The sequence below is a fragment of the Streptomyces sp. NPDC025721 genome (genome assembly GCF_055558595.1).
Window position 1 is genome coordinate 394,146 of record NZ_JBVHMF010000003.1, and the last position, 24,696, is coordinate 418,841.

Consider the following 24,696-nt stretch of genomic DNA (forward strand, 5'->3'; position numbering starts at 1 on the left):
TTGGAGTGCCGCCGATGCCAGGTCCCATCCAGTCACTGGAACGCGCGGCGGCGATTTTGCGGCTGCTGGCCGGCGGTGAGCGCCGGCTGGGACTCACCGACGTGGCCTCGTCGCTCGGCCTGGCCAAGGGCACCGCGCACGGCATCCTGCGCACCCTCCAGCAGGAGGGCTTCGTCGAACAGGAGCCGGTCTCCGGCAAGTACCAGCTCGGCGCGGAGCTGCTGCGGCTGGGCAACAGCTATCTGGACGTGCACGAATTGCGGGCCCGCGCGCTGGTGTGGACCGACGACCTGGCCAGGTCCAGCGGCGAGGCGGCGTATCTCGGGGTGCTGCACCAGGACGGCGTGCTGATCGTGCACCACGTCTTCCGGCCGGACGACAGCCGCCAGGCGCTGGAGGTGGGCGCGATGCACCCGCTGCACAGCACCGCGCTCGGCAAGGTGCTGTCCGCCTTCGACCCGGTGGCGCACAACGAGGTGACCGAGCACGAGCGGGCGACGCTCACCGCGCGCACCGTCACCGACATCACCGACTTCGAGGCGCTGCTGGACCTCACCAGGGCGCGCGGCTGGGCCGCCGACCTGGAGGAGACGTGGGAGGGCGTGGCCTCGGTCGCGGCGCCCGTCTACGACCGGCGGCGGATGCCGGTGGGCGCGGTGGGCATCACCGGCGCCGTGGAACGGGTCTGCGACGAGGGCGGCATCCAGGCCCGGCTGGTGGCGGCGGTACGGGACTGCGCCCGCGCCGTCTCCCGCGATCTGGGCGCCGCCCGCTTCTGATCCGCCCCGCCCGTATCCGGCCCCCGACGCCGCGCCCGCGCGGCCCTCTTCCGCGGTTCACCGTCCACTCCTCTTGACCTGCCGCTCCCGGAGAGAAAATATTCGCTGTACGGTCGACATTGTCGAACGCCGGACGCGATTCGGGTCGCCCGTGCCCTGACGTAAAGACACTTGGACAAAGGAGTCGCTGTGTCCAACGGCCATATCTTCATCGGCGAGACCTTCGGCACCGCCGTGCTCATCCTGCTCGGTGGCGGCGTCTGCGCCGCCGTCACGCTCAAGAAGTCGAAGGCCCGGGGAGCGGGCTGGGTCGCCATCTCCTTCGGCTGGGGATTCGCGGTGCTCGGCGGCGCCTACATCGCCAACGGCTACTCGGGCGGCCAGCTCAACCCGGCGGTCACCCTCGGCGTGGCGATCAAGACCGGTGTGTGGCACACCGTGCCCTTCTACCTGATGGGGCAGTTGCTCGGCGCGATGATCGGCGCTTTCCTGGTGTGGGTGGCCTACCTGGGCCAGTTCCAGGCGCACTTGACCGACCCCGAGATCGTCGGCGCGGGCACGACCTCCCCCGAGGGCCCGGAGACCGACCGCAAGGGGCAGCCCGCGGGACCCGTGCTCGGCGTCTTCTCCACCGGACCCGAGATACGGAACCCGGTGCAGAACCTCCTCACCGAGGTCATCGGCACCGCCGTCCTGGTGCTCTTCATCCTCACCCAGGGCATGACGACCGGACTCGCGCTCAACGGCACCGGCATCCTGCTCACCGCGCTCCTCGTCGTCGGTATCGGCCTGTCGCTCGGCGGCCCCACCGGGTACGCGATCAACCCGTTCCGCGACCTCGGCCCGCGTATCGTGCACAGCCTTCTGCCGCTGCCCAACAAGGGCGGCTCGGACTGGAGCTACGCGTGGATCCCGGTGCTGGGCCCGCTGGCCGGCGCCGCGATAGCCGGCGGCCTGTACAAGCTCGCCTTCACGTAGGGCCGCCGCGAGACCGCCACGCCCACTCCCCCGCAGCCACTTCCCCCGCGCAGATCCCGAGGAGCACCACGTGACCGACACCACCGCCGCCGCCGGCACCCACTCGCACGGCACCGGCCCGTTCATCGCCGCGATCGACCAGGGCACCACGTCGAGCCGCTGCATCGTCTTCGACCGGGACGGCCGGATCGTCGCCGTCGACCAGAAGGAACACGAGCAGATCTTCCCCAAGCCGGGCTGGGTGGAGCACGACGCCGCCGAGATCTGGACCAATGTCCAGGAGGTGGTCGAGGGCGCCATCGCCAAGGCCGCCCAGGACAACGAGGGCTTCAGCGCCGCCGACGTCAAGGCGATCGGCATCACCAACCAGCGCGAGACCACCCTGCTGTGGGACAAGAACACCGGTGAGCCGGTGCACAACGCGCTGGTCTGGCAGGACACCCGCACCGACGTGCTCTGCCGCGAACTGGGCCGCAACGTCGGCCAGGACCGCTTCCGCCGCGAGACCGGCCTGCCGCTCGCCTCGTACTTCGCCGGACCCAAGATCCGCTGGCTGCTGGACAACGTCGAGGGCCTGCGCGAGCGCGCCGAGCGCGGCGAGATCCTCTTCGGCACCATGGACTCCTGGGTGATCTGGAACCTCACCGGCGGTGTCGACGGCGGCCGGCACGTCACCGACGTCACCAACGCCTCCCGCACCCTGCTGATGAACCTGCGCACCCTGGACTGGGACCACAAGATCCTGGAGTCGATCGGCGTACCCGCCGCCGTACTGCCGGAGATCCGTTCCTCCGCCGAGGTGTACGGCAGCACGGTCGGCGGCGTGCTGGACGGCGTGCCGGTGGCCTCCGCGCTCGGCGACCAGCAGGCGGCGCTGTTCGGGCAGACCTGCTTCGCCGAGGGCGAGGCCAAGTCCACCTACGGCACCGGCACCTTCATGCTGATGAACACCGGTGAGACCCCGGTCAACTCCTACAACGGCCTGATCACCACCGTCGGCTACCGGATCGGCGACGAAGCGCCGGTCTACGCGCTGGAGGGCTCGATCGCCGTCACCGGCGCGCTGGTGCAGTGGATGCGCGACCAGATGGGGCTGATCAGCACCGCCGCCGAGATCGAGACGCTGGCCTCGTCCGTCGAGGACAACGGCGGCGCCTACTTCGTACCGGCCTTCTCCGGCCTGTTCGCCCCCTACTGGCGCGACGACGCGCGCGGGGTGATCGCCGGGCTGACCCGTTACGTCACCAAGGCGCACATCGCGCGCGCCGTGCTGGAGGCGACGGCCTGGCAGACGCGGGAGATCGCCGACGCCATGACCAAGGACTCCGGCGTCGAACTGGCCGCCCTCAAGGTCGACGGCGGCATGACCTCCAACAACCTGCTCATGCAGACCCTGGCCGACTTCCTGGACGCGCCCGTGGTGCGCCCGATGGTCGCCGAGACCACCTGCCTGGGCGCGGCCTACGCGGCCGGTCTCGCGGTCGGCTTCTGGCCCGACACCGAGGCACTGCGGGCCAACTGGCGGCGCGCCGCCGAGTGGACCCCGCGCATGGACGCGGCCCAACGGGACCGCGAGTACAAGAGCTGGCTCAAGGCCGTGCAGGCCACGATGGGCTGGCTCGAAGAGAGCACCGCAGAGGAGCACTGATTCACCCCATGACCACCTCGCAGCGCGTTCCCGCCCTGGGTTCGCATCCGACCGCAGGCGCCAACCCCGGCAGGGCCGAGACCCGGGATCTGCTCGGCCGTGCCACGTACGACCTGCTGGTGATCGGCGGTGGCATCCTCGGCATCACCACCGCCTGGCACGCCGCGCAGTCGGGGCTGCGGGTGGCCATGGTGGACGCCGGTGACTTCGCCGGGGCCACCTCCTCCGCCTCCTCCAAGCTGCTCCACGGCGGCCTGCGCTACCTCCAGACCGGCGCGGTGAAGCTGGTGGCGGAGAACCACCTGGAGCGGCGCGCGGTCTCCCGTGACATCGCGCCGCACCTGGCCAACCCCCTCACCTTCTATCTGCCGGTCTACAAGGGCGGCCCGCACGGCGCGGCCAAGCTCGGCGCGGGCGTCTTCGCGTACTCGGCGCTGTCCGCCTTCCGCGACGGCGTCGGCCATGTGATCAGCCCGGCCAAGGCCGCGCGGGACGTGCCCGAGCTGCGGACCGACAATCTGCGCGCGGTCGCCGTCTACGAGGACGGGCAGATGAACGACGCCCGGATGGCGCTGATGACGGTACGGGCCGCGGTCGACGCGGGCGCGACCGTGCTCAACCACGCCGAGGTCACCGGGCTGCGCTTCACGCGGGGCCGGGTCACGGGCGCCGATCTGCGCGACCGCGTGGACGGCACCGAATTCGGGGTCGACGCGCGGCTGGTGCTCAACGCCACCGGGCCGTGGGTGGACCACCTGCGGCGGATGGAGGACCCGGCCGCGGCGCCGTCGATCCGGCTGTCCAAGGGCGCGCACCTGGTGCTCAAGCGGCACTCGCCGTGGCGGGCGGCGCTGGCCACCCCGATCGACAAGTACCGCATCACCTTCGCCCTGCCCTGGGAGGACATGCTGCTGCTCGGCACCACGGACGAGGTGTACGAGGGCGATCCGGCCGATGTGCGGGTCACCGAGGCCGACATCGCGCAGATCCTGGACGAGGCGGCCTTCTCCGTCCGCGACCAGCAGCTCTCCCGCGACCTGATCACGTACTCCTTCGCGGGTCTGCGGGTGCTGCCCGGCGGTCCCGGCGACACCTCGAAGGCCAAGCGGGAGACGGTCGTCACCGAGGGGACCGGCGGCATGCTGTCGGTGGCGGGCGGCAAGTGGACCACCTTCCGGCACATCGGCCGCACGGTGATGACCAAGCTGGCCGAGCTGCCCGGGCATCCGCTGTCCGACGACATGGAGCCGATGTCGTCGCTGCCGCGCCGGGCCCCGCTGCCCGGTTTCGCCAGCCCCGACGCGGTCGCCCACCGGCTGCTGATCGACGGCGACGCGCCGGGACCGCGCATGGCGGCCGACACCGCCAGGCACCTGGCCACCCACTACGGCTCGCTGGCCTTCGACATCGCGCGGCTGGCCAACGAGGACCCGGAGCTGGCCCGGCGCGTGCACCCGGACGCCCCGGAGATCTGGGCCCAGGTCGTCTACGCCCGCGACCACGAGTGGGCGCAGGACGCGGACGACGTGCTGCGGCGGCGGACGACGCTGACCATCCGCGGTCTCGACACGCCGGAGGTACGGGAAGGGGTCGAGCGGGTGCTTCGCCGGGACTAGGGAGTGGGGGCCGCCGTCCCTGCGGGCGGTTCCGCCGCGGCGGCCTCGGCCGTCCCGGCGGGCTGGGTTGTCTCGGCGGGGTTGGCCGTCCCGGCGGGCTGGGCCGCCTCGGCGGTCAGGCGGTCGAGTTCGGCGAACAGGGCGGTCGGGGCGGGGCGGCCGGTCCTGGGCAGCAGGGTCAGCCAGCGGTCGCGGCCCTCGTGCCAGAGGCTCACGGGGTTGGCCTCTGCCACGGCCGCGATCGTACGGGCGGGCAGCTCGGCCTCCGCGGCGCGCGACGGCGTCAGCCAGTGCGCGGTGCTGTCCTCGGCGAGCCGGGCCATCCACAGCACATGGCGGGCCGCGTGCCAGAGCGCGTCCCGCGCGCGCAGGTGCTCGCCGCGCGCGGTGACGTGCAGCGCGAGCACCAGCCAGTTGGCGAACCGGCCGCAAAGGTCGGCGATCTCGTCGGGCGCCGCGGGGAGCACGGGGTGCTCGGGCACCGCTTCGAGCACGGGCGTCAGCAGCCCTTCGCGGTCGACGACCACCATCCGCTCGACGGCGGCGCCGCGCGCGGGCCAGGTGGCGACCGTCGGGATGTCGTCGGTGGTCGCGAAGTGGAATTCGCCGCGCACCGGGCCCGGGAAGAGCACGACATGGCTGCCGAATTCGTTGAGCAGCACCAGATTGGCCGGGGCGATCTCCCGGCACCACTGCTCGGGGTCCACTTCCGCGCGCCGCTCCGGGTCGAAGAAGAGCCAGAATTCGACGTCGCTGTGGGCGTCGCCCTCCCCCGCGGCGAAGGAGCCGTACATCAGTGCCGCGCCGAGGCGTTCGTCGGCGCGGCACATGTCCCGTACCCGGGCGATGAGGTCGTGCTGGATCATGCCGCCCAGTATGGGTCGCGGCCGGACAGGGCGACAGCGGTTTCGAAGTCGGTGGCCCCGGCGGGCGGTGCGACCGGTTCCGCGAAGCCCTTGTACTGCCGGAACATCTCCGCCTGCTCGCGCACGACGGCCAGCAGCAGGGCGCCGGACTTCTCGTCGGCCCTGAACTCCTGCCCGGTGGCCTTGGCGACGTCCCAGCCGTGCAGCAGCAGCTCCATGAAGAGCATTCCGGCGATGTCCTTCGCGGGCATCGCCATGCCGCCCATGTCCAGCTCGCCCTCCCAGGCGGCCGGGTCGGCCCAGGCGTCCGCGGCCCGGTCGAGCTGCCGCGCGTAGGCGGCGGCCCAGCCGGGCTCCGCGGTGAAGTCGCGCTCGCCGAGGTCGGCGGGGTGCGGCTCCTTGCGGGCGCGCAGCTCCATGCCGAGGCCGGTGTACGCGACCCAGTGGTTGATCAGGGTGCGGGTGTCGTAGTCGGGACAGGGCGTGGGGCCGGTGAGCTGGTCGTCGGTGATCCCGGCGGCGACCCGGGCGGCCTCCGCGGCACTGTCGGCGATCTGTGCGTGGAAGTTCATGCCCTCGACGCTAGGCGCGACCGGGGACGGCGGTCTTGAAGAAACGCGACACCCGGCCCGTGTCGCGTGGCCGCGCCGTTGCCGGTGCCCGCGCGTGCCCGCGCCGTTGTCGGTGGCCGCGTTTACAGTGACGGGCATGAGCGGGCACGGGCTGGGGCGCGGGGTGCTGAGGCCGGAGGCGACGGGCGGGCGCGTCGAAGTACGGCGGCAGCAGCCGCGGCCCGCGCTGGCGGCTCTGGTCGACTTCTACTGGAATCCGCGCTGGGACCTGCGGGGGCGGCCGGACCACGAGCAGAAGGTGCTCGCCCACCCCAATGTCCATCTGGTCTTCGAGGCCCCTGAGCCACTGGTGTACGGGGTGCAGCGGGGGGTGTTCAGCCGTGTGCTGCATGGGCGCGACCAGGTGTACGGGGTGAAATTCCGGCCGGGCGCCTTCCGGCCGTTCATCGACGGGCCGGTGGCGGAGCTGGCCGACCGCGCGGTGCCCGCGGCCGGTCTGCTGGGCGGCCCGGCCGGGGCCGTCGAGGCGCTGAGCCGGGAGATCCTGGCACTGGACGACCTGGCGGCGATGACGGCGCTGGCCGAGGAGTATCTGCTGGAGCTGCTGCCCGGCACCCGGCAGGACCCGGTGGTGGCCGAGGTGGCGGACCTGGTCGAGAGAATCGAGAGGGGTGTCCCCCCGGCCGATGAGCGCGGGAGGATCACCGCCGGCCCGCAGCTCTTCCGGGTGGACGAGCTGGCCCGCGAGCTGGACCTGCCCGTACGGCGGCTCCAGCGGCTCTTCGCGGAGTACGTGGGGGCGAGTCCCAAGTGGGTGCTGCGCCGGGCCCGGCTGCACGAGGCCGCGGCCCGCGCGGACGGCGGCGCCGACATCGACTGGGCCGCGCTCGCCGCCGACCTGGGCTATGCCGACCAGGCGCACCTGACCCGTGACTTCACCGCGGCGGTCGGCGCGCCGCCGAGCCGGTACGCGAGCCGCTGAGCCCGTACGGGGGGGCGGTTCGGCCGGTACGCGGGCGGCTGTGCCCGGTTCCGGCCGTTGTTAGGCGTTCCGGCGCGCCGGGCCCATAATGGGGCCTCATACATCGGAGGTCTGGCGGCGGCGGGACCTGAACAGGGGAGGCGCTGATGGCGGTCACCGACGAGGCCATCGAGAGGATCAAGGAGATGATCGTCTCCGGGGCGCTGCGTCCGGGCGACCGGCTCCCCAAGGAGAGCGAACTCGCGGCCGAGCTGGGGCTGTCCCGCAACTCCCTGCGTGAGGCCGTCCGCGCCCTCTCGCTGATCCGCATCCTCGACGTCCGCCAGGGCGACGGCACCTACGTCACCAGCCTCGACCCGCAGCTCCTGCTCGAAGCCCTCAGCTTCGTCGTGGACTTCCACCGCGACGACACCGTGCTCGAATTCCTCGCGGTCCGCCGCATCCTGGAACCCGCCGCCACCGCGATGGCCGCCGTCCGCATCTCCGTCGAGGAGCTGGACGCCCTCGAAGGCAGGCTGGACGCGCTCGGCCCGCAGCCGTCCGTCGAGGAACTGGTCGCCTCCGACCTGGAGTTCCACCGCGGCATCGTCCAGGGCTCGGGCAACTCCGTGCTCTGCTCGCTGCTCGACGGTCTGTCAGGACCCACCACCCGCGCGCGCGTCTGGCGCGGCATCACCCAGGTCGACGCCGTCAGCCGCACGCTGCACGAGCACCGGGCCATTCTCACCGCCCTGCGCGACCGCGACGCCGAGGCTGCCCGTTCGTGGGCGACGGTGCATGTCGCCAGCGTGGAGCAGTGGCTTCGCTCAACGCTTTAGCCCTCCGGGCGGGGTGGGGAGGGCGCGAACCCTGTGCGTTCGCCCTCCGCGGGTTCTCGCTTTCCGCCCCTAGAACTCGGCCTGCCGCCCCGGCGAACGAACCGTCCGGGGCCGCGCCCCCGGGAGCAGGCGCTGCACTGGCTCAGGGGCCCGACGGGGGCAGGTTCAGGGCGTAGAGGCGAGCGGCGTTGCGGCCGAGGACGGCGTCGCGGGCGGCGGGGGTGAGAGGGGAGAGGGCGGCCTCGGCGAGGGCGACGACGGAGGAGTAATCGGCGGCGAGGGTGCACACGGGCCAGTCGGAGCCGAAGAGGAGCCGGTCGGACCCGAAGGCGGCCAGGAGATGGCGGGTGTAGGGCAGCACGTCGGCGACGCGCCACCGGCGCCAGTCGGCCTCCGTGACGAGCCCGGAAAGCTTGCACGAGACGTTCGGCAGCGCCGACAGCTCGGTCATGGAGGCGGCCCACGGCTCCCAGCCTCCGCCGCCGACCGGCGGCTTGGCCCCGTGGTCGAGGACGAACCGCACCTCGGGCAGCGCCCGCACCGTGTCGATGGCGACGGGGAGCTGGTCGACGGTGACGAGCAGGTCGTAGACGAGCCCCGCGGCGCCGACGGCGGCGAGGCCGGACCTGACGTCGGCGCGCGCCAGCCATCCGGGGTCGGCCTCGTCCTGGACCTGGTGCCGTATGCCGACCAGCGGTCCGAGGGCGGCCAACGCGCCCAGGGTGCCGGGGAGTTCGGGCGAGGTGAGGTCGGCCCAGCCGACGACCCCGGCGACCCGGCCGCCGGAGTCGCGGGCGAGGGCGAGGAGTTCGCGGGTCTCGTCGAGCGAGGAGCTGGACTGGACGAGCACGGTGGCGTCGATCCCGTGCGCGTCCAGCAGCGGAAGGAGTTCCGCGAGGCGGAACGTCCGGGCGATGGGGTCGAGTTCAGCCCCGGTCAGCCACGGCTGGGGGCGCCGTTCGAGGTCCCACAGATGGTGGTGGGCGTCGATCCGCATCGGGTCAGGCCCCCTCGGCGGGAGCCCTGAGCGGCAGCGGCGCGTCCTTGTCCAGCAGCCCGCGGGCGACCAGAGCGTGCCAGAGCGCGTCCGGGATGTCGTACGAGAACAGCTCCGCGTTGTCGCGCACCTCGGCGGCGTTGGCGGCGCCCACCACGGCCGAGACCACCGAGGGGTGCGCGAAGGGGTAGCGCAGCGCGGCGGCGCGCAGCGGGACGTCGAACTCGGCGCAGACGGCGGCGATGTGCTGGGCGCGGGCCAGGATCTCCGGTGGCGCTTCGACGTAGTTGTAGTGTGCGCCGGGTCGCGGGTCGGCCAGCAGGCCCGAGTTGTAGACGCCCCCCACGACGACCTTCGTACCGCGCCGTTCGCAGGCCGGCAGCAGGTCGTCCAGCGCGGTGCGTTCCAGCAGCGTCCAGCGGCCCGCGCACAGCACGACGTCGACATCGAGGTCCGCGACGAGGCGGGCGAGGATGTCGCTGTAGTTCATGCCGAAGCCGATGGCCTTGACCACGCCCTGATCGCGCAGGTCGGCCAGGGCGGCGAAGCCGGTGTCGTAGATCTCCGGCAGGTGGTCCTCGGGGTCGTGCAGATAGACGATGTCGACGGCGTCCACGCCGAGCCGTTCCAGGGAACCCTCCAGCGTGGCGCGGATGCCGTCGGCGGTGTAGTCCCACTCCCGCGCGCGGGCCGGGGAGTCGGTGAAGCCCTGGCCGTCCGGGGCCTCGCCCGGCCGCAGGTCGCGCAGCCTGCGGCCGACCTTGGTGGAGAGCACGTACGTGGAGCGGTCCCGTCCGGCCAGCGCCCGGCCGAGCCGTTCCTCGGAGCGGCCGAGACCGTAGTGCGGCGCCGTGTCGAGGTACACGGGCCCCGCGGCCCCCGTCTCGAAGGCGGCGGCCACGGTGGCCTCGGCCTCCTCCTCGGTGACGGCGCGGTAGAGGTTGCCCAGCGGCGCGCAGCCGAGGCCGAGCCGGGGCAGTACCGGTACGGGCATGGTGACGTTCTCTCCCTCGGGTATCCGGTCAGTCCTGCTTCTCGCCGCTCGCGAAGCGGGAGATGATCAGCGCGACGATGATGATCGCACCGTAGAGGAACTTGTCCCACAGCGGCGGCACACCGCCCAGCGTCGTGACGTTCACGACGAGTTGGAGCGCGACGACACCGGTCAGGGCGCCGAAGAGGGTGCCCTTGCCGCCGTTGAGGCTGACGCCGCCGATCACGGTGGCGGCGAAGACCTGGAAGATCCAGCCGTTGCCCTGGGTCGAGGAGATCGCGCCGTAGTGGCCGACGTAGAGCACACCGGCGAAGGCGGCGAGCAGGCCCGCGACGGCGAGGACGACCCAGGTGATGAGGTCGACCCGGATACCGGCCGCGCGGGCCGCCTCCTTGTTGCCGCCGATCGCGTAGAGCGCCCGGCCGTGCCGCAGATAGCCGAGCGCCAGGCCGCCGAGGACGAAGAGCACCAGGCAGATCCAGACCGCGGCCGGGGCGCCGAGCCAGGACGCGCCGCCGAGGTAGGAGAAGGACGCGGGCACCTCGACGATGGACTTGCCCTGGGATATGCCGTCCTGGAGGCCGCGGAGCATGGTCAGCATGCCGAGGGTGGCGATGAAGCCGTTGACCCGCAGTTTCAGGATCAGGAATCCGTTGAAGCCGCCGATGAGCACGCCCACCAGCAGGCAGAGCGGGATCGAGGACCAGCCGGGCAGCAGTCCGATGCCGTGGTAGGTGGCGGAGCCGGTGCTCGGCATCACCAGCCACATGGCGATCACGGGGGCCACGCCGATGGTGGACTCCAGCGACAGGTCCATCCGGCCGGAGATCAGGATCATCGCCTCGCCGAGCACCAACAGGCTCAGCTCGCTGCACTGTTGGAGGACGCCGAGGAGGTTGTCGGAGGTCAGGAAGGTGGGCGACACGATGAAGCCGATGACGCCCAGCAGCAGGATCACCGGCAGCAGGGACAGGTCCCGGTAGCGGGTGAGCTGGATACGCGGCGCCGGCCGCCGGGTCTTGTCCGGTACCGCCACATCGGCGGTCAACTGACTGGTGTCACTCATTCCTCGGCTCCCTCGTCGCCGCCCGAGGGCAGCCCTTCCATGGCCGAGACCAGGTCCCGGTCGCTCCATCCGCTGCCGAACTCGGCGATCACCCGCCCGTGGAAGAGCGCGATCACCCGGTCGCAGACCCGCAGGTCGTCCAGTTCGTCGGAGACGATCACGGCGGCGTCGCCGCGGTCCGCGACGCCTCTGACCACGCCGAGCAGCGCGTCCTTGGACTTCACGTCCACGCCCGCGGTGGGCCGGACGGCCACCAGCACGCGCGGGTCGCGGGCCAGGGCGCGGGCGATGACGACCTTCTGCTGGTTGCCGCCGGACAGGTCGGCCACCGGCTGGGCCGGTCCCGAGGTCTTGATGTCCAGCGAGCTGATCATGCGCTGTGCGAATTCCCTGGTCCTGGACGGCAGGACCGTGCCGTACGGGCCGAGTTGGTCGGTCACGGTGAGGGTGGCGTTCTCCGCGACGCTGCGGCCGAGCACCAGGCCCTGCCGGTGCCGGTCCTCGGGTACGTAGCCGATCCCGGCGCCGAGCGCGTGCGGGACGCTGCCGGGGCGTACGGCCTTGCCGGCGACCAGGGTCCGGCCGCCGGTGGCCTTGCGCAGCCCGACCAGGGTCTCGCCGAGCGCAGTGTTGCCACTGGCGGTGGCCCCGGCCAGGCCCAGCACCTCGCCGGGGCGTACGGCGAAGTCGATGCTGTCGAAGGCGCCGTCGAGCACGAGCCCTTCGGCGCGCAGGACGGCGTCACCGGTGTCCGCGGCGCCCTTGGAGACCGGCACCGACCGCGAGGTGGACAGCGCCTTGGACGCCGACTCGTCGGCCGACCCCCGTGCGTGCCAGGCCAGTTCGGTCTGCGCCGCCTCACCGGTCATCGCCTCGACCAGTTCCGCCTTGCTCAACTCGGCGACGGGCGCGGTCACGACATGGCGGGCGTCACGGTAGACCGTGACGGTGCTGCACAGGTCGTAGACCTCCTGGAGGTGGTGCGAGATGAACAGGAAGGCCACGCCCTGCTGTTGGAGGCCGCGCAGCTTGGTGAAGAGCCGCTCGATGCCCGCCGCGTCGAGCTGCGCGGTGGGCTCGTCCAGGATGATGAAGCGCGCGCCGAAGGACAGGGCCCGCGCGATCTCCACGAACTGCCCCTGCTCGACGGTGAGATCACCGGCGCGCGCGGTCGGGTCGACGTCGACCCCGTACTCGGCGAGCAGGTCGCGGGCCCGGCCGCGCAGCGCGGACCAGCGGATCCGGCCGCGGCCGAATCTGTTCAGGAACAGATTCTCCGCGACGGTCAGATCGGGGACGACCATCGACTTCTGGTAGACGCAGGCCACTTTGGACTGCCAGGCGGCGGTGTCGCCGGGCGCGGGGGCGGGCTTCCCGAGGAAGGAGACCCGCCCGGCGTCCGGGGCGTGCAGCCCGGTCAGCACGGAGACCAGGGTGGACTTGCCCGCCCCGTTGCGGCCGACGAGCGCGTGCGAGTCGCCGGCCGCGACGGTGATGCCCACCCGGTCCAGGGCCACGGTGGCCCCGAACCGTTTGACGATGCCCTCCGCGTGGACCGCGGGGGGCGGTACGGCCTCGGCCATGGGTCAGCTCTTCCCGAGCTGGTTGGCCCACAGGCTCGCGTCGTCCACGTTGTCCTTGGTGACCAGCGGGGCGGGGAGCTGGTCCTCAAGGCCGTTGGGGATCTTGATGATCGTGGAGTCGTGGTCGGTCGGGCCCGGCTGGAAGGTCTTCCCGGCCAGTGCCTCCTTGGCGTAGTACAGCGCGTACTTCGCGTACAGGTCGGCGGGCTGGGAGATGGTGGCGTCGATCTGCCCGGCCTTGATGGCCTTGAACTCCTCGGGGATGCCGTCGTTGGAGATGATCGTGATGTGTCCCGGCGTGCCCGGCGGCTTGAGCAGGTTCTTCTGCTGGAGCAGCGCGAGGGTCGGCTGGAGGAAGACCCCGCCGGCCTGCATGTAGATGCCGTTCAGGTCCGGGTCGGCGGCCAGCGTGGTCTGCAGCTTGGCCGAGGCGGTGGCGCCGTCCCAGTTGGTGACCAGCGGGATCACCTTGATGTTCGGGAATTTGCTCTTCATGCAGGCGGCGAACGCCTCCGAGCGGTCGCGGCCGTTGATCGAGGACAGGTCGCCCTCGAACTCCGCGATCTTGCCCTTGCCCTTGAGTTGTTCGCCCAGGTACTCGCACGCCTTCGTGCCGTACGCCTTGTTGTCCGCGCGGACGACCATGTACACCGGGCCCTTGTCGGGGCGGGTGTCGACGCTGATCACCGGGATCTTCTTCTTGGCCATCTGCTCCAGGGTGGAGGCGATGGCGCCGGTGTCCTGCGGGGCCATCACGAGCGCCTTGGCGCCCTCGTTGGCGAAGCTCTGCACGTTCGCGACGAGCTTGCCGATGTCGTTCTGCGAGTTGGTGCGGGGCAGGGCCGAGACGTCACCGGCCTTGACGCCCTTTTCTATGTAGCTGTTGTACGAGTTCCAGAAGTCGCTGTCGGAGCGCGGCAGGTCGATGCCGACCTTGCCGGAGCTGCCCGCCTTGCTGTCGCTTCCCCGGTTGCAACCGGCGAGCGCGGTGACCGCGAGCAGTGCGGCACAGGCGGCCACGGTCGTTCTGCGCAGTCTCATCGTCGAGCCCTGCCCTTCGAATTGTGTGTCGGCTCTGCGGAGGATGTGGTGCGGGGGCGGTGCCTGAGGTGCGGAGGAGCTGAGGTACGGAGGAGCTGAGGTACGGAGGAGCTGAGGTACGGAGGAGCTGACGTGCGGAGGAGCTGACGTGCGGAGGAGCTGACGTGCTTGGGGACAACTGCCGTGCGCGGAAGCCGGGGTGGCGGCTCAGCTTCCGGCGGGGCGCAGGCGCAGTCCCTGCATTCCGCCGTCGACGGCGAGCGCGGTTCCGGTCACGCTCGCCGCGGCGGGACTCGCCAGGTAGACGATGGCCGCGGCGACCTCGTCGGCGGACACCAGCCGTCCCAGGGGCTGGCGTGCGTCGAGTGCCGCGCGCTCGGCGGCCGGGTCCTCGGCCTGGTCGAGGAGGCGGCCGATCCAGGGGGTGTCGGCGGTTCCGGGGTTCACGCAGTTGACCCGTACGCCCTCGCGTACGTGGTCGGCGGCCATCGCCAGGGTGAGGGCGAGCACCGCGCCCTTGCTCGCGCTGTACAGCGCCCGCTGCGGCAGTCCCGCGGTCGCGGCGATCGAGCAGGTGTGGGTGATGGAGGCGCTGCCCGGCCGGGCGGCGGCGGCCTCGCGCAGGTGCGGCAGGGCGGCGCGGGCGGTCCGCATCATGCCCAGGACGTTGATGTCCAGCACGCGCTGCCACTCGTCGTCCGGGTTGTCCTCGACGGTGCCGATGGCGCCGATCCCGGCGTTGCTCACCACGATGTGCAGGCTGCCGAGTTCGGCGACGGCCGCGCCGACCGCGGCCCGTACGTCCTCGTCCGAGGTGACGTCGGCGGTGACGGGGACGGTGCCGCTCGGCGCGCCCGCGGTGTCGCGGTCGAGTACGGCGACGCGCGCGCCGCGGGCGGTCAGCAGCGCCGCGGTGGCGGCGCCGATCCCGGAGGCGCCGCCGGTGACGAGGGCGGTGAGGCCCGCGAGGTCCTGGGCGGCGGAGGCGGCACGCGTCGGATCGGCGCTGGTGCTCATCGGGTCAGCTCCTGTCGGGCCTGTCGCGCCTGCCACACCGGGCCGTCCGGGTAGCGGTAGTCGGCGAGCGACTCCGGGACCATACGGGCGGAGAAGCCGGGCGCGGCAGGGGCGCGGTATCGGCCGTGGTCCATCACCACGGGATCGGTGAAGTGTTCGTGCAGGTGCGGGACGTACTCGATCACCCGGTTGTCCCAGGTGCCGGAGACGGCGACGTAGTCGAACATCGACAGGTGCTGGACCAGTTCGCACAGGCCCACGCCGCCGGCGTGCGGGCAGACCGGGACGCCGAATTTGGCGGCGAGCAGCAGGATCGCGATGTTCTCGTTGACCCCGGCGACGCGGGCCGCGTCGATCTGGACGAAGTCCACCGCGCCGGCCTGGAGGAGCTGCTTGAACACCACGCGGTTGGCGACGTGTTCGCCGGTCGCGACCGGCACCGGCTGGCCCGCGCGGATCGCGGCGTGCGCGAGGACGTCGTCGGGGCTGGTCGGCTCCTCGATCCAGTACGGGTCGAAGGGCGCCAGCGCCCGCATCCAGTCCACGGCGTCGGAGACGTCCCAGCGCTGGTTGGCGTCGACCGCGATCCTGATGTCGGGGCCGACCGCGTCGCGGGCCAGCCGCATCCGGCGCAGGTCGTCGTCCAGGTCGCCGCCGACCTTGAGCTTGATCTGCTGGAAGCCCGCGGCGACGGCCTCCTTCGACAGCCGGGTCAACTTGTCGTCGGAGTAGCCGATCCAGCCGGGTTCCGTGGTGTAGGCGGGGTAGCCGCGACGGCGCAGTTCCGCGGCGCGCTCGGCGCGGCCCGGCTCGGCGCGCCGCAGGATCTCCAGCGCCTCGTCGCGGGTCATGGCGTCGCTGAGGTAGCGGAAGTCGACCATGTCCACGAGCTGTTCCGGGCTCATCCCGGCCAGCAGTTCCCAGACCGGCAGTCCGGCCCGGCGGGCGGCCAGGTCCCAGGCGGCGTTGACCACCGCCCCGGCGGCCATGTGCATCACGCCCTTCTCCGGGCCGAGCCAGCGCAGTTGGGAGTCGTGGGTGAGCAGCCGGTAGAAGCCGCCAAGATCACCCGTGACACTGTCCACCGAGCGGCCGACCACGTAGGGTCGCAGTGTCCTGATCGCCGCGGCGACGACGTCGTTGCCGCGCCCGATCGTGAAGCAGAGACCGTAGCCCGCCAGGCCGCCGGGCGAGTCCGTACGGAGCATGACGTAGGCGGCGGAGTAGTCGGGGTCGGGATTCATGGCGTCCGAGCCGTCGAGCTGCTCCGAGGTCGGAAAGCGGATGTCGTACACGTCGACCTCGGTAATGGTCGGACTCATGCACACCCCCGTCGTGAGACATCGGATCTTTTCTTGATGATCCGATGTATAGCGGCGCGCGGGGCCGGAAGTCCAGGGGCGGGGCCAAACTTTGTGGGCAACAGATCGGATGTCTCACCTGGTGGCGCTGCCGGTGACTCATCGGGGGCCGCGCTGGGGATCATCCAGCTACGAGAACCACGGCACCGGCCTCGGTACGCCGTAGGCTGGTGCCGCACGTGCAGGAACAGCAGCCGGTACGGGGACGGCACCGCTCCCCTCCGGTCGGAAGGAGGCGCTGGGTGATCGAGCTCGAGGGGGTACCCGAGCTGATCGACCCGGTCATGGTGGCCGCGTTCGAGGGCTGGAACGACGCCGGGGACGCCGCCTCGACCGCGGTCGGGCACATGGACCGGGAGTTCAAGGGCGAGGTCTTCGCGGCGCTCGACGCCGAGGACTACTACGACTTCCAGGTGAACCGCCCCACGGTCTGGATGGACGCCGGGGTACGGCGGGTCGTATGGCCCACGACCCGGCTCTCGGTCGTCAGGATCACGACGCCCAAGCCCCGCGACCTGGTGCTGGTCCGCGGGATCGAGCCCAGCATGCGCTGGCGCTCGTTCTGCAACGAGATCCTGGGCTTCGCCCACGAGCTGGGCGTCGAGATGGTCGTGGTGCTGGGCGCGCTGCTCGGCGACACCCCGCACACCCGGCCGGTCCCGGTCACCGGGGTGACCTCGGACCCCGACCTGGCGACGACGCTCAATCTGGAGGAGTCGCGCTACGAGGGGCCGACCGGCATCGTCGGCATCCTCCAGGAGGCGTGCACGCACGCGGGCATCCCCGCGGTGAGCCTGTGGGCGGCGGTGCCGCACTATGTGTCGCAGCCGCCCAACCCCAAGGCCACCCTGGCGCTGCTCAACCGCCTCGAGGACCTGCTCGACCTGCGCATCCCGCAGGGCGAGCTGCCCGAGGACGCGCGCGCCTGGCAGGTCGGCGTGGACCAGCTCGCCGCCGAGGACAGCGAGGTCGCGGAGTACGTCCAGACGCTGGAGGAGGCGCGGGACACCGCGGAGCTGCCCGAGGCGTCGGGTGAGGCCATCGCCAAGGAGTTCGAGCGCTATCTGCGCCGCCGCGACCCGCAGGCCGGGGAGTACGCGAGCGAGGGTGACGGCGGGGTGCCGCAGTTCCGGGACCGTGCGCAGTCGCCGCGGCTGGACCCGGACAGCGGCGCGGGCGCGGGCACGGACACCGATACGGACGACGGCGCCGACAAGGACGCCGCAGCCGAGGCCGACAAGAAGGCCGACCACAAGGCCGCAGCCGACGCCGACGCCGACACGGAGACCGAGGCCGAGGCCGCCAAGGACGGGGAAGGCGACCTGGACGCCCCAAACGGCGACGGGGACGGCCGCGAGGAGTAGACCGCGCGACGGACGGGAGTGAGGGGGCGCGCCGCGCGCACCCCCTCACCCCCAACCGGTCACGCGCAGTGGAACCGCGCCCCCGCCCAGTCCCCGTGGTCACCGCTGAGTGACGTCGCCGCCGGGGTGATCTTCAGATGGACGTGCCGGGCCCCGGTCACCGGTACCGACACCGGCACGGTGGCGGACGCCCCGGTGAGCACGGGCGAGGTCCACAGCGTGACGCCGTCCGCGACGACGGAGAAGGTCACCGAGCCGTAGCCGTCGATCTCGTCGTCGATGCCCACGTCCGCGGTGAACACCGAGCACCGGCCGCCGAGGTACACCTCGACGTCGGAGGCCGCGTGCGCCCCGATGCCCTTGGCGTACGTCGTCCCGTCCAGGGTCAGCGTGTGCCCGTCGGCCGCGCCCGACTCGCCGTTGCTGCGGTCGCGTTCCGGCGGCCCCCAGCCGTTGGTCGAGGTCAGCCAGGTCAGATCCCCGGCATACGTGTCGGCCGTCGGCGGCGTGGGCATCGCCGCGACCGCGAACGGCTGGACGGCGACCCGGCCGGGCGCCGACGACAGGTAGTCGGCCCGCGCGGTGAGCACGGCCTGTCCCGCCGTGACCCCGGCGGGCGGTGTCACCGAGAAGCGCAGCCGCTTGGTGTTCCCCGCGGTCAGCACGGGCACGGTCTGCGGCGCCGACACCTTCCAGCCGTCCGGCGCCCGGAGCGAGACCTTGGCGCCGACCACCGGCAGCTTGCCCGCGGTCAGGTCCACGGCGACGTCGGAGGCGACCCCGGCGCCGGTCTCCTGGCCCGCGGGCGCGGAGACCACCGCGGCCGAGCCCGGCACGCGTCCGCCGAGCGCGCTGGAGCCCGCCAGCCGCAGCCGGAACGCCTGCGCGGTGGACCGGGTCGCGGTCTTCACCCGGACCACTCCCCCGCGGTCGGCGGGGTCGTACCACCAGCCCTGCGTCGCCTTGTCGAAGGCGGCCTCGGTGCCCAGCCGGGGCAGCACCTTGCTGTCGAGCAGCACCGCGCCGGGCGCGTCACCGGTGTGCAGGGTGAACGCGTACGGCCGGGCGGTCTGCTTGCCCCGGAAGTCGCCGACGCTCGCGCCGACGTCCACCGTCACCTCGCCCGCGCCGGACTTCGGCGCGGTGACCGTGACCTTCTGCCGCGCGTACTTCCCCGCGCGGCTCTGCCGGGTCACGCCGTCGTCCTCGTAGAGGGTGAAGGACGAGGTGCCCTGCGGGTAGACGTCCCAGGCCACCGGGGAGTCGGCCGTACGGTCCCGGTACGACCTGATGCCGGGCCACATCGGCACGGCGGCACCGGCCTTGACGAACAGCGGCAGGGTGCCCAGCGGCGCGCTGTAGCCGTCGACCGTGGTCGGCCCCTGGTAGATCCGGCCGGTCCAGTAGTCGGTCCAGGTGCCCTTGGGCAGGTAGATGCCGTCACGCACCGCGGAGTCCTCGTAGACCGGCGCGACCAGGAAGTCCTGCCCGGACAGGAACTCGTACTTCGCCGCGCCGGTCGCCGCCACCGGGTCGTCCGGGTACTCCAGCGCCAGCGGGCGCACCGCGCCGACACCGGTCCTGTTCGCCTCGGCCGCGTAGCTGTACATGTACGGCAGCAGCGACTCCTTGAGCTTGAGGTACTGGCGGTTGATCGAGGTGAACGGCTCCCCGTACTGGTAGGGCTGCTTGTCGTTGGCGGCCCAGCCGTCCATCGTCATGACGGCGGGCAGGAAGGACTTCCACTCCAGGTCGCGGGTGTACGTGTCGGGGCTGCCGCCGAAGATGCCGTCGATGTCGCCCGAGGTGTAGGCCAGGCCCGACATCGTGGCGCCCGCGTAGGTCGGGATCTGCCAGCGGATGTAGTCCCAGGTGCCGTACTGGTCGCCGGACCACTGCACGCCGCAGCGCTGCGCGCCCGCCCAGCTCTCCGGCGCCCAGGTGAAGCCGCGGGCGTCGCTGTTGTCCTCGATGCCCTGGTAGGCGTCCTTGCAGCCGTCCAGCGCGTGCTTGTAGCCGTCGCCGACCCAGGCGACGTCGAGCTTGGCGACCCGCTGGCCCGCCTTGACCTGGTCGGCGAGCTTGTCCAGGCCGTCCTCGGTCCACAGGCCGAGCTTCATGTCCTGCTTCGCCAGGCCCGCCGACGTCTCCGGCAGGTTCTCGTACCCGCAGCCGTAGCCGTCGTTGACGAGCATCCAGCCGTTGGGCATGTCGTTGGCGGTGTAGTCGGCGGCCACGTCGAGCGCGTCGAGGGTGTGGCGTTCGCCGCGGTTGGCGTTGTGCAGGTAGCAGTCGGAGTCGCCCGGCTCCAGGCCGTAGACCGGGGGCAGGAAGGGCTTGCCGGTCAGCTTGGTGTAGTCGCCGATCACCCGCTTGGCGTCGCCCGCGAAGTAGTAGGCGTCGAAGCGCTGTTCCTCGGCGCTCGCGGTCACCGGCTCGCCGAAGGTGTAGGTGTTGGGCGCGTAGGTGTTGCGGAAGACGCCGTATCCGGCCGTGGAGAGGTAGAACGGCACGGAGTTGGGGTGCCCGCCGTCGTTCCAGTTGCCGTCCACGCCGACCTGGAGGGTCTGGCCGCGGTGCGAGGTGTTGCCGCGGCCGTTCTGCATGCCGCCGCCGTAGAACTGCTCGGCCGCGCCGCGGTCGAGGGTCTGGGTGGTGCTGTCCTTGGTCCAGCTCAGCGGCTTCGTCTCGGACCAGACCCGGGTGCCGTCGGCCCGGTAGAGGGCGAAGCGCAGCGGCGCCTTGTAGGCCCGCAGCGTGACGGCCGAGGTGCTCAACTCGTAGGCGTCGCCCGCGTCCTTCCAGCGCGTGGCGGGCGGCGCGCCCTGCGGCAGGACGATGTCGTCGCCGGTCGGATCGGTGAAGGCTCCGTCCGGGGCCAGTTCGATACGGAAGGTGTCGGCCGACACGAAGCTGACCCGGGCCAGGGCCTGACCCGCGTGCAGCCGGTAGACGGCGCCGGCGTGGTCGAAGCCGGTCACGTCCCCCACGGAGGTCTCGGCGGTCGCGGTGGGCGCGGCGGCCTGCGCGCCGCCGGGTCCCGTGAAGGCCATGAGCAGACCGAGCACGGCTGCACCGACCAGCGCCACTCTAGTGCGCACTCTTGTTTGCATGAAGCGTGTTTAGCGCAAAATCGAGCATCGGACCATGGGCAGAACGGAAGCGGAACGGAAACCGCCCTCGGACTCCGGATGAGTCCAAGGGCGGTCACGGGTGGGGCGGTTGGGGTGTGCGGGCTACAGCGCGACTCCGAGCAGCGCGTCCACCGTGCGCGACACCAGGCCGGGCGCGCCGGTCTCGGTGCCGCCCTCGGACTCCTGCGCGGCGGCCCAGCGGTCCACGGCGGCCAGGGCGCGCGGCGCGTCGAGGTCGTCGGCCAGCGCCTCGCGGATCTCTTCGAGCAGCGCGTCGGCGGACGGCCCGTCCGGCCGGGAGACGGCGGCCCGCCAGCGCGCGAGCCGCTCGACCGCCTCGGCGAGCACGGAGTCGGTCCACTCCCAGTCGGCGCGGTAGTGGTGGGCGAGCAGCCCGAGCCGGATCGCCGCCGGGTCGACGCCGTCGCGGCGCAGCGTGGAGACGAAGACCAGATTCCCCTTGGACTTCGACATCTTCTCGCCGTGCAGCGCGACCATCCCCGCGTGCACGTACGCCTTCGCGTACGGGTACTCGCCGGTGAGCGCCTGGGCGTGCGAGGCGCCCATCTCGTGGTGCGGGAAGGCCAGGTCGGAGCCGCCGCCCTGGACGTCGAATCCCATGCCGAGGTGGTCGAGCGCGATGGCCACGCACTCGATGTGCCAGCCGGGGCGGCCGGGGCCGAGCGAGCCGCCGTCCCAGCTCGGCTCGCCCTCGCGGGCGCCCATCCACAGCATCGGGTCCAGCGGGTTCTTCTTGCCCGGCCGGTCCGGGTCGCCGCCGCGCTCGGCGGAGAGCGCGCGCATCGTGGCGGCGTCGAGCCCGGAGACCTTGCCGAAGTCGGGGTCGGCGGCGATCGAGAAGTACGTGTCGACGCCGAGTTCGTACGCCGCGCCCGCGTCCCGCAGCCGCTCGATCAGCGGGACGATGCCCGGAATGGCCTCGACCGCGCCGATGTAGTGGGCGGGCGGCAGCATCCGCAGCGCGGTCATGTCCTCGCGGAACAGCGCGGTCTCCCGCTCGGCCAGCTCGACCCAGTCGACGTCGGTCGCGTTGGCCCGCTCCAGCAGCGGATCGTCGATGTCCGTGACGTTCTGGACGTACTCCACCTGGCGCTTCGTGTCGAGCCACACGCGCTGCACGAGGTCGAACGCGTTGTACGTGGCCGCGTGCCCCAGGTGAGTGGCGTCGTAGGGGGTGATCCCGCAGACGTAGATCCGGGCCACCGGGCCCGGATCGATCGTCAGCGGCCCACCGGTCGCGGTGTCGTGGAGACGGAGTGCGCGTCCAGTGCCGGGAAGGGCGGGGACGTCGGAAGCGGGCCAGGCATGCATGTCATGAGATTAACCGTGCAGACGACTGGCAAACGAACCGGAGCTGGGGCAATGCCGGACGAGGCGGCTCGGGCGCGCTGCCGGAACGCTCTCCCGGACGGCCCGGAGCGCCCCGCTTCAGACCGGCGGCCAGGGGATCGACGGCCACTCGCCGCCGGGCTCGGGATGCACTCCCGACCGCAGCAGCCGCTCGGTCCTGGCCCGTACGGCGGCCGTCTCCGCGGGGGTGATCAGCTCGGCGAGCCGGTCGCCGAGAGCCCCCGACAGCTCCGCCTGGAGCTTGCGCAGTACGGCCACGGCCTCGTCCGGCAGCGGCTCGCCCGCCCAGCCCCACAGCAGGGTGCGCAGCTTGTCCTCGGTGTGGAACGTCACTCCGTGGTCGATGCCGTAGAGCCGCCCGTTGGCGGTCTGGAGCAGGTGGCCGCCCTTGCGGTCGGCGTTGTTGATGACGGCGTCCAGCACGGCCAGGCGGCGCAGGCGTATGTCGTCGGCGTGCACCAGCAGGGCGGTGCGGCCGTTCTCCAGCCGGGCCTCGACGACGGGCTTCCAGCCGGGGGCGGGCTCGGTGTCCTCGGTCAGCCCGAAGAGCTCCGGCTGCGCGGGGTCGGTGTCGGTGTCGGAGTTGGGGTCGGCGTCGGCGTCCGGGGCCTCGTCGGGGTCGGCTTCCGTATCCGTATCCGTACCCGAATCCGTGTCCGCGGTCAGGTCCGGCGGGTCGATCCAGAGCTGGACCATGCCCTCGCCGTACGGTCCGTCGCGCAGCACGGTGGGCGGCACCAGGCCCCAGCCGGTCGCCTCGGAGACCAGGTACGCGGCCACCTCGCGCTGGGCCAGGGTGCCGTCGGGGAAGTCCCACAGCGGGCGTTCCCCGGCCACCGGCTTGTACACGCAGGCGAGCGCGCGGCCCTCGTACTCGGTCTCGCAGAACAGCACGGCGTTGGAGGCGTCGCGCACCTGGCCGCGCACGGTCAGCTCGCCGTGGACGAGGGCCTCGGTGCCGGGGCTCAGGCCGACCTCCGGTACCCGTTCTGACGCGGGCATACGTGTCCTTCCGGGTCCAGGGGGAGGCTGCACAGCGGGCACGGCGGGCGCCCCGCGGAGACCACGTCGAGCGCGCGCTTGGCGAAGGAGCGGGCCTGGGCGCCGGTCAGCAGGACGCGCAGCAGCGGCGGGCCGTTCTCGTCGTCCTGGAGCAGCTCTTCCTCGGCCGCCTCCAGGTCGTCCTCGTCCTCACCGGACAGCTCGACCAGCGCCTGCGCCTCGATGACCATCCGCTCGTGGGCGCCGTCCCAGGCCAGGGCCATGGTGCCGACCCGGAACTCCTCCTCGACGGGGGCGTCCAGCGGGGCGGAGTCGGCCAGTTCCGCGGGGGCGACGGCGGGCACCGAGGCGTTGCCGCCCGACCTGCGCACCACCTCGTCCAGCAGCTCGTCCACCCGCTCGGCGAGCGCCGCGACCTGCGTCTTCTCCAGCGCCACGCTGGTGGTCCTGCCCGCCGCGGTGGCCTGGAGGAAGAAGGTCCGCTGACCCGGCTGGCCGACTGTCCCGGCCACGAAACGGTCCGGCTGCTCGTAGAAGAAGACCTGACGGGGCACGTCCCGCTCCGTTATCTCGACTGAATCGCTGCTTTGGCGCGATGCGTTCTGGTGGCATTCACTGGTTCCACTGCCGGTCCCCCACCCTACTGCGGAAGCTGATCACAGGGCGCCGGTGGAGCCTCCGACGACCGCGTCGTCCTCGTTGCCCTGCGGCCTGTCGTGCGGCTTGTCCCGCGGCGGGGGCGGGATCAGCGGGGTCAGGTCGCCGGTGTCGCCGAGGCGGAGCAGGAAGGGGCGGTACGGGGTGTAGCGGATGACGGTCACCGAGCAGGGGTCGGTGCTGATCCGCTGGAAGAGGTCCAGGTGCATGCCGAGCGCGTCGGCGGCCAGCGACTTGATGATGTCGCCGTGCGAGCACACCAGGTACAGCGCGTCGGGCCCGTGCTCGGCCTCGATCCTGGCGTTCCAGTCCCGTACGGCGTCCACCGCGCGGGCCTGCATCGCGCGCAGCGACTCGCCGTTCTCACCGGGGAAGACGGCCGCCGAGGGGTGCCGCTGGACGGTCGCCCACATCGGCTCCTCCGCCAGTTCTGCCAGCTTGCGGCCCGTCCAGTCGCCGTAGTGGCACTCGCCGACCCGCTCGTCGGTGTGCAGCGGCAGCTCGGGGCGCGTGTCGAGCAGCGGTCCTACGGTCTCCTGGCAGCGTTGCAGCGGACTGCACACGACGGCGGCGAGCGGCAGTGCGGCGAGTCGGGCGGCGAGCACGGTCGCCTGGGCCCGGCCGGTGTCGTCCAGGGCGACGCCAGGACTCCATCCGGCCAGCACTCCGTCGGCGTTGGCGGTCGACCGGCCGTGCCGGACAAGGATCACGGTGGGCATGTCCGCCACCGTAACCCTTCCGCCGCCGACCCGTTGTGCTGGGTGACGGCCGTGGCGGGGAAGATCCCCCCGAGCCCCCACCACGGCCGCTGAATTCCCTGCGATCCACTGCCCCCGGCCTAGCCCTCGCC

General features: G+C 72.1%; 21 protein-coding genes. 7 read left to right on the forward strand and 14 right to left on the reverse strand.

The features are described 5' to 3' along the window. Positions 1 to 14: 14 nt before the first annotated feature. The 4 genes from ACZ4EF_RS07885 (at position 15) to ACZ4EF_RS07900 (ending at position 5,021) form a co-directional block, all read left to right on the forward strand. The gene (locus ACZ4EF_RS07885; protein ID WP_355333031.1) at positions 15 to 779 is read left to right on the forward strand and encodes an IclR family transcriptional regulator; all 765 of its coding nucleotides are present in this window, start codon (positions 15 to 17) and stop codon (positions 777 to 779) included. Positions 780 to 968: 189 nt separating this feature from the next. Further along, entirely contained in the window at positions 969 to 1,757 is a 789-nt protein-coding gene (locus ACZ4EF_RS07890; RefSeq protein WP_391161063.1) for an MIP/aquaporin family protein, read from the forward strand. Positions 1,758 to 1,827: 70 nt separating this feature from the next. Further along, complete coding sequence (gene glpK / locus ACZ4EF_RS07895; protein ID WP_402713058.1) at positions 1,828 to 3,405, forward strand: glycerol kinase GlpK; 1,578 nt, start codon at positions 1,828 to 1,830, stop codon at positions 3,403 to 3,405. 8 nt (positions 3,406 to 3,413) lie between these two features. Beyond that, the gene (locus ACZ4EF_RS07900) at positions 3,414 to 5,021 is read left to right on the forward strand and encodes a glycerol-3-phosphate dehydrogenase/oxidase (protein ID WP_355333038.1); all 1,608 of its coding nucleotides are present in this window, start codon (positions 3,414 to 3,416) and stop codon (positions 5,019 to 5,021) included. On the opposite strand, the gene ACZ4EF_RS07905 is transcribed toward ACZ4EF_RS07900, so the two are convergent. Beyond that, a complete protein-coding gene (locus tag ACZ4EF_RS07905) occupies positions 5,018 to 5,887 on the reverse strand; it encodes a hypothetical protein (protein WP_467503328.1) in 870 nt (289 codons plus the stop codon). The genes ACZ4EF_RS07900 and ACZ4EF_RS07905 overlap by 4 nt on opposite strands. Continuing rightward, positions 5,884 to 6,459 carry a TIGR03086 family metal-binding protein gene (locus tag ACZ4EF_RS07910; protein WP_391161069.1) on the reverse strand — a complete coding sequence of 192 codons (576 nt, stop codon included), beginning with the start codon at positions 6,457 to 6,459 and terminating at the stop codon, positions 5,884 to 5,886. Before ACZ4EF_RS07910 ends, ACZ4EF_RS07905 begins: the two co-directional genes overlap by 4 nt. A gap of 136 nt (positions 6,460 to 6,595) precedes the next feature. On the opposite strand from ACZ4EF_RS07910, the gene ACZ4EF_RS07915 reads away from it, so the two are divergent. Beyond that, positions 6,596 to 7,441, forward strand: a complete 846-nt coding sequence (locus ACZ4EF_RS07915) for an AraC family transcriptional regulator (protein ID WP_467503331.1) — start codon at positions 6,596 to 6,598, stop codon at positions 7,439 to 7,441. A 146-nt stretch (positions 7,442 to 7,587) separates the two neighbouring features. Then, positions 7,588 to 8,259, forward strand: coding sequence for a FadR/GntR family transcriptional regulator (locus tag ACZ4EF_RS07920; RefSeq protein ID WP_467503333.1), 672 nt, complete (start codon positions 7,588 to 7,590; stop codon positions 8,257 to 8,259). 142 nt (positions 8,260 to 8,401) lie between these two features. On the opposite strand, the gene ACZ4EF_RS07925 is transcribed toward ACZ4EF_RS07920, so the two are convergent. The 7 genes from ACZ4EF_RS07925 to ACZ4EF_RS07955 form a co-directional block, all read right to left on the reverse strand. Beyond that, complete coding sequence (locus tag ACZ4EF_RS07925) at positions 8,402 to 9,256, reverse strand: amidohydrolase family protein (protein ID WP_467503335.1); 855 nt, start codon at positions 9,254 to 9,256, stop codon at positions 8,402 to 8,404. A gap of 4 nt (positions 9,257 to 9,260) precedes the next feature. Continuing rightward, positions 9,261 to 10,250: an aldo/keto reductase gene (locus tag ACZ4EF_RS07930; RefSeq protein ID WP_355333050.1), complete on the reverse strand. Its 990-nt coding sequence runs from the start codon at positions 10,248 to 10,250 to the stop codon at positions 9,261 to 9,263. Between the two features lie 28 nt (positions 10,251 to 10,278). Further along, positions 10,279 to 11,316 carry an ABC transporter permease gene (locus tag ACZ4EF_RS07935; RefSeq protein ID WP_188282963.1) on the reverse strand — a complete coding sequence of 346 codons (1,038 nt, stop codon included), beginning with the start codon at positions 11,314 to 11,316 and terminating at the stop codon, positions 10,279 to 10,281. Further along, positions 11,313 to 12,899 (reverse strand): sugar ABC transporter ATP-binding protein, encoded by a 1,587-nt coding sequence (locus tag ACZ4EF_RS07940; RefSeq protein WP_467503338.1) that lies wholly within the window; start codon positions 12,897 to 12,899, stop codon positions 11,313 to 11,315. The genes ACZ4EF_RS07935 and ACZ4EF_RS07940 overlap by 4 nt, the downstream gene beginning before the upstream one ends. A 3-nt stretch (positions 12,900 to 12,902) precedes the next feature. Then, the gene (locus ACZ4EF_RS07945; protein WP_355333054.1) at positions 12,903 to 13,940 is read right to left on the reverse strand and encodes a sugar ABC transporter substrate-binding protein; all 1,038 of its coding nucleotides are present in this window, start codon (positions 13,938 to 13,940) and stop codon (positions 12,903 to 12,905) included. A 207-nt stretch (positions 13,941 to 14,147) separates the two neighbouring features. Then, positions 14,148 to 14,957: an SDR family NAD(P)-dependent oxidoreductase gene (locus tag ACZ4EF_RS07950; RefSeq protein WP_402713051.1), complete on the reverse strand. Its 810-nt coding sequence runs from the start codon at positions 14,955 to 14,957 to the stop codon at positions 14,148 to 14,150. Beyond that, positions 14,954 to 16,279 carry an L-fuconate dehydratase gene (locus ACZ4EF_RS07955; RefSeq protein ID WP_355333059.1) on the reverse strand — a complete coding sequence of 442 codons (1,326 nt, stop codon included), beginning with the start codon at positions 16,277 to 16,279 and terminating at the stop codon, positions 14,954 to 14,956. The genes ACZ4EF_RS07950 and ACZ4EF_RS07955 overlap by 4 nt, the downstream gene beginning before the upstream one ends. Positions 16,280 to 16,560: 281 nt before the next feature. Between ACZ4EF_RS07955 and ACZ4EF_RS07960 the strand changes: the two genes are divergently transcribed. Continuing rightward, positions 16,561 to 17,682 carry a PAC2 family protein gene (locus ACZ4EF_RS07960; protein WP_355333061.1) on the forward strand — a complete coding sequence of 374 codons (1,122 nt, stop codon included), beginning with the start codon at positions 16,561 to 16,563 and terminating at the stop codon, positions 17,680 to 17,682. A gap of 59 nt (positions 17,683 to 17,741) precedes the next feature. Here the strand turns inward: ACZ4EF_RS07960 and ACZ4EF_RS07965 are convergent, their stop codons facing one another. From ACZ4EF_RS07965 to ACZ4EF_RS07985, 5 genes are all read right to left on the reverse strand, one after another. Continuing rightward, complete coding sequence (locus ACZ4EF_RS07965; RefSeq protein ID WP_467503340.1) at positions 17,742 to 20,795, reverse strand: NPCBM/NEW2 domain-containing protein; 3,054 nt, start codon at positions 20,793 to 20,795, stop codon at positions 17,742 to 17,744. Positions 20,796 to 20,918: 123 nt separating this feature from the next. Further along, positions 20,919 to 22,148 carry a cysteine--1-D-myo-inosityl 2-amino-2-deoxy-alpha-D-glucopyranoside ligase gene (mshC, locus tag ACZ4EF_RS07970; protein ID WP_467503342.1) on the reverse strand — a complete coding sequence of 410 codons (1,230 nt, stop codon included), beginning with the start codon at positions 22,146 to 22,148 and terminating at the stop codon, positions 20,919 to 20,921. 117 nt (positions 22,149 to 22,265) lie between these two features. After that, positions 22,266 to 23,189, reverse strand: a complete 924-nt coding sequence (locus ACZ4EF_RS07975) for an SCO1664 family protein (protein WP_467503344.1) — start codon at positions 23,187 to 23,189, stop codon at positions 22,266 to 22,268. After that, positions 23,153 to 23,743, reverse strand: coding sequence for a DUF3090 domain-containing protein (locus ACZ4EF_RS07980; protein ID WP_355333071.1), 591 nt, complete (start codon positions 23,741 to 23,743; stop codon positions 23,153 to 23,155). The genes ACZ4EF_RS07975 and ACZ4EF_RS07980 overlap by 37 nt, the downstream gene beginning before the upstream one ends. Before the next feature lie 102 nt (positions 23,744 to 23,845). Continuing rightward, the gene (locus ACZ4EF_RS07985; RefSeq protein WP_467348852.1) at positions 23,846 to 24,565 is read right to left on the reverse strand and encodes a histidine phosphatase family protein; all 720 of its coding nucleotides are present in this window, start codon (positions 24,563 to 24,565) and stop codon (positions 23,846 to 23,848) included. Positions 24,566 to 24,696: the final 131 nt, after the last annotated feature.